Here is a 4,512-nt window from a genome sequence, read left to right on the forward strand (position 1 = left end):
AAAAACCTTTTTAAAGAACTTGTGGTATAATATTATTATTAAAAGCAGTTGTCTATTTTTGTGAAATGATTGAATTCTATAATGTCAATAAGGTCTATGAGGGGGGACTTTGGGCTCTTCGCGATTTGACTCTGAGTGTCAAAAAAGGTGAATTCGTCTTTTTAACAGGAGCAAGCGGCGCTGGAAAGACGACGCTCTTGAAACTTTTATATGTTGCTGAAAAAGCAACTGATGGACAAGTATTGGTATTTGGAAGGAATGTTTCAAAACTTGCCTCGAAAAGTATTCCTTATTTGAGAAGAAACATAGGTGTCGTATTTCAAGATTACAAGTTGTTAAAAGACAGCAATATATATGACAATGTTGCCTTTGCTTTGCGAATCTTGGGCAAAAAGAAAAAAGAGATCGATGAAAGAGTTTTTAGTGTATTGGAGATGGTTGGCCTTTCCAAAAGGTATCGCGATGTGCCTGATAATCTATCTGGCGGTGAGCAGCAGCGTGTCTGCATTGCGAGGGCAATAGTAAACAATCCGCCATTGGTTCTTGCAGACGAGCCAACAGGAAACCTCGATCCGGATAATGCTCAAAAAATAATGCAAATCTTTAAAAAAATAAATTCAAATGGAAGTACTGTAATCTTTGCTACGCATGATTTGTCGCTTATGAACTCCATCAATGGGCGCAATATTCATTTAAAAGAGGGAAAAATTGTCAAAGATGGCGTGAAAAAGGGAGAAGAAAATGTTTAACATTATAGGTTTTTTTCTTTCACAATCATTTAAGGATTTCAAACGCCATTTTTATTTGCAGTTGTCTGTGATTCTAATCATCTTTTTTTCTTCTTTTATTTTTGGTGTTATGCTTCTCTTTGTTTCAAACCTTGACAGGGTCCTTGAGAAGATAAGTTCAGATATAGACATAACTCTCTATCTGAGCAATGATGTTGTGCCCGGAAGTGAAAAGTATGTGAAGCTTCAGAAAATGCTTTACAATAGTCCTGCCGTAGCAAAGGTAACCTATATTTCTTCAGAAGAAGCCCTTAAAAAATTCAACGAGGAATATTCTGAATACAATGAATTGGTCGATTTCATTGGTGAGAATCCCTTGCCTGCGTCATTTCAGATAAGATTGAAAGATAACATCGATGATATTAAAATGCATGAATTCCAAAATTTCATATCATCTTTGGGAAAGATTGATGGGATTGAAAATGTAAACATAACAGGAGAATGGATAAAGAGGTTTTACAGCTTTATTGCTTTTATCAAACTCGTAGCTGCAATAATCATTTTACTCATTGGAGTCGGTGTTGTTTTTATAATTTATAATGCTATTAAAATTACAATTCACTCGAGAATGGTGCAAATCGAAATAATGCGCCTCATTGGAGCAACTAAATTCTTTATAAAAGGTCCATTCATCTTTGAAGGATTATGGCAGGGATTTATTGGTGCTGTTTTTTCGATTTTTGGATTATATTTTGTCTATTCCATTTTAAAGTCAAATCTCGAGGAAGCTTTTTCATTTATTTTTTCAGGCTTAAAGTTTGAGTTTCTTGACCCGGTTTTGATCACTTTTATAATAATTGGCGGATTACTGCTTGGCACAGTAGGAAGCAGTCTATCGACTGCACGATTTCTGAGGAATTGAATTTCTTTTTTATTCTATGAGACTAAATAAATCTATCACAATTTTTCTTATCCTCTTTTTTTGCAGCTATAACTTTTTAGTAAAAGCTGACAATAAATCAATCATTGGTAATAATTCTTACAATATTGAAGAAAATGAAAAAGAGTTAAAAAAACTTCTGGAAAGGAAGAAGGTAATTGAAAAAGAGATTGAAAAATTGAATAGTGAAATCCAAAAAATGACAAGGGAAGCTGTTAAATATAAAAAAGAATTTAATAAATATCGCAATATGGCAGAAAGATTGGAAAAAGAGATTTATGAAAGAGAAAAAGAGCTTCCTGATATCAAGCAGAAAATCTCAAAATATCTCAGAATAATTTATATGCGGGAAAGGGTGTATCCCTTGAGAATAATTTATGCCTCAAAAAATTATCTAAATATGATCGATGTATTGAATACAGTAAGAATGATTTCTTTGAAAGAGATGGAAAAATTCAATAATTTGAAAAATAAGGTTTCAACTTTAAAAAATGATTATAAAAAACTTCAGGATTCGATTGAAAACGCAAAGGATGCATACAACAAAGTCAGATTGACCGAGAAAGGTCTCATTAGAAAGAGAAGAGAACTCAGTTATGCGCTTTCGCTGATTCAAAAAAACAGCGAAGAATATAGGGAAAAAATTTCAAAGCTGAAGGAAAAATCTTCTTCAAATAAAGAAAAGATTGCTGAAAAAGAAGAAACAGAAAAAGAGGAGAAAGGAAGGTTTAGTTATATTATTGATAAAAATAAGATTGAGAATCAGGAATATGCCGGACTCATTTATGAGAAAGGCAAAATTATGTGGCCTCTGAGAAATATATCTTTGGTAGAAAGCGGAGAAGATGCAAATAATGAAGAAGGTATAAACAGCAGGAAAGGCGGGGTTATTATTAAATCCCGTATGTCAAAAGCAGTGCAGTCAGTTTATGAAGGGAAAGTAATTTATTCAGCGCCCTATCTTGAGTATCAAAATATAATTATCATAGACCATGGATATGGCTATTATACAGTTTATGGATTTGATGGACAATCATTTGTAAATAAAGGACAAAAGGTGTATACAGGAAAAGTTTTAGGTAAAATAAATGTGGATAGGGAAGGATTTGCTAAATTATACTTTCAAATCAATTTGAAAGGTAAACCGTTAAACCCTTTTGAATGGCTTGAAAGAGAGCAAAAAGTAACTATCAAATAAACGATTAGAGATTAAGTTAAGGAGAGAATGATGCTTAAAAAAACATTATCGGTTTTGGTTATATCGATTATATTCTGTTCAACTCTATTCTTTGTTTCTTCAGTAAATGGAACCAATAATGAAACATACGATAAACTATCAATCTTTTCACAAGCATTTACTCTCATTAAAAAGAATTATGTAGATGAAAAAAAGGTGTCAACAAAGGATTTAGTTTATAATGCTATTAGAGGAATGCTTGAATCTTTGGATCCCCATTCGAGTTTTATGACACCTGAAATGTTCAAGGAGATGCAGATTGAAACAAAAGGCAAATTTGGGGGGATTGGTATTCAAATTTCCATTTTAGATGGACAACTGACGGTTATTTCGCCTTTAGACGATACACCTGCAGCAAGAGCTGGAATAAAAGAATTAGATAAAATTGTTGCTATTGACGGCAAGAGCACAAGGGGAATGACTCTGAATGAAGCTGTTTCTCTGATGCGCGGGCAAAAGGGAACAAAAGTTGTATTGACTATTGTCCGCGAAGGAGAAAAAGAACCTTTAGTGTTTCCTTTGATTAGGGACATAATCGTAATCAAAAGTGTCAAACATACAGTTTTTGATGATGTGGGATATATAAGAATCAGCCAATTTCAGGAAGATACAGCATCAGAATTGGATAATGCTTTGAAGGACCTCAAAGAAAAAAAGATCATTGGACTTGTTCTCGATTTAAGGAACAATCCCGGTGGACTACTCAATATGGCATCAGAGGTAGCAGACAGATTCCTCGATAAGGGAAAATTGATAGTTTATACAGAAGAAAGAGACCATAAAAAGACGATGCCACCTTTCAAATCAAAAATAAAACCTTTGATTCCAAAAGATTTGCCAATAGTTGTCCTTGTCAATAGCGGAACTGCAAGTGCCTCAGAAATAGTTTCGGGTGCATTGAGAGATTGGAAAAGAGCTATTATAATGGGGACAAGGACATTCGGAAAAGGTTCCGTGCAGACAGTAATACCTCTTAAAGATGGTTCGGCAATGCGACTGACAACTGCGCTGTACTATACTCCAAAAGGAACGCTAATTCAGGAAAAAGGTATTACACCTGATATAGAAGTAAAACAGATTGTTTTAGAGGAAAAAAAGGAATATTTCCCTGTGCCGAGAGAAGAAGATTTGGAAAGACATATAAAAAACAAATTGGAAGAGAAAAAGGATGAAAAGGAGAAGAAAGAGGAGAAAAAGAAGGAAGAAAATGTCCTTTCCTTTATGGGACGAAAGATATCGCCTAAAACCGATTACCAATTGAGAAGGGCAATAGACCTTATCAAGGGGATTCGCATTGCTCAATCTTTAAAATGAGAAGCTCTTGAGATATATAAACGGCAGGCGCAACAGCGTCTGCCTTAATATTTTGTTTTTGCAATCAGTAAATCCTAATTGCCGCAGTATTTATTTAACAGTTATTTAGAATTCACAAAATATTCCAACTCAGATATAATGTAAACTTGGATAGATTTTTGGATAGAGAATTGGCACGTAAAAGGAAAAAGGGTAAAAAAAAACCGGAAGGGAGAAGTAAAAAAAGCTTTATTTCACTTTTCCTCCTCATAGTGATCGTAGTAGGCGGCTATTATCTGATAAAACCTTTAAAA

Annotated in this window: 4 protein-coding genes; all 4 read left to right on the plus strand. The window is 34.0% G+C overall.

Annotated features, from left to right (window positions below; genetic code table 11):
* Positions 1–65 precede the first annotated feature (65 nt).
* From ftsE to D6734_06595, 4 genes are read left to right on the plus strand one after another with little or no spacing between them, the layout of a single operon-like run.
* Positions 66–749, plus strand: a complete 684-nt coding sequence (gene ftsE / locus D6734_06580; protein RMF94961.1) for a cell division ATP-binding protein FtsE — start codon at positions 66–68, stop codon at positions 747–749.
* Positions 742–1,650 (plus strand): ABC transporter permease, encoded by a 909-nt coding sequence (locus D6734_06585; GenBank protein RMF94962.1) that lies wholly within the window; start codon positions 742–744, stop codon positions 1,648–1,650. The genes ftsE and D6734_06585 overlap by 8 nt, the downstream gene beginning before the upstream one ends.
* A gap of 16 nt (positions 1,651–1,666) precedes the next feature.
* Positions 1,667–2,866, plus strand: a complete 1,200-nt coding sequence (locus D6734_06590; protein RMF94963.1) for a hypothetical protein — start codon at positions 1,667–1,669, stop codon at positions 2,864–2,866.
* 27 nt (positions 2,867–2,893) lie between these two features.
* Positions 2,894–4,219, plus strand: coding sequence for a S41 family peptidase (locus tag D6734_06595; protein ID RMF94964.1), 1,326 nt, complete (start codon positions 2,894–2,896; stop codon positions 4,217–4,219).
* Positions 4,220–4,512 lie beyond the last annotated feature (293 nt).

It is taken from the genome of Candidatus Schekmanbacteria bacterium (genome assembly GCA_003695725.1).
In the GTDB taxonomy this organism is placed as follows: domain Bacteria; phylum Schekmanbacteria; class GWA2-38-11; order GWA2-38-11; family J061; genus J061.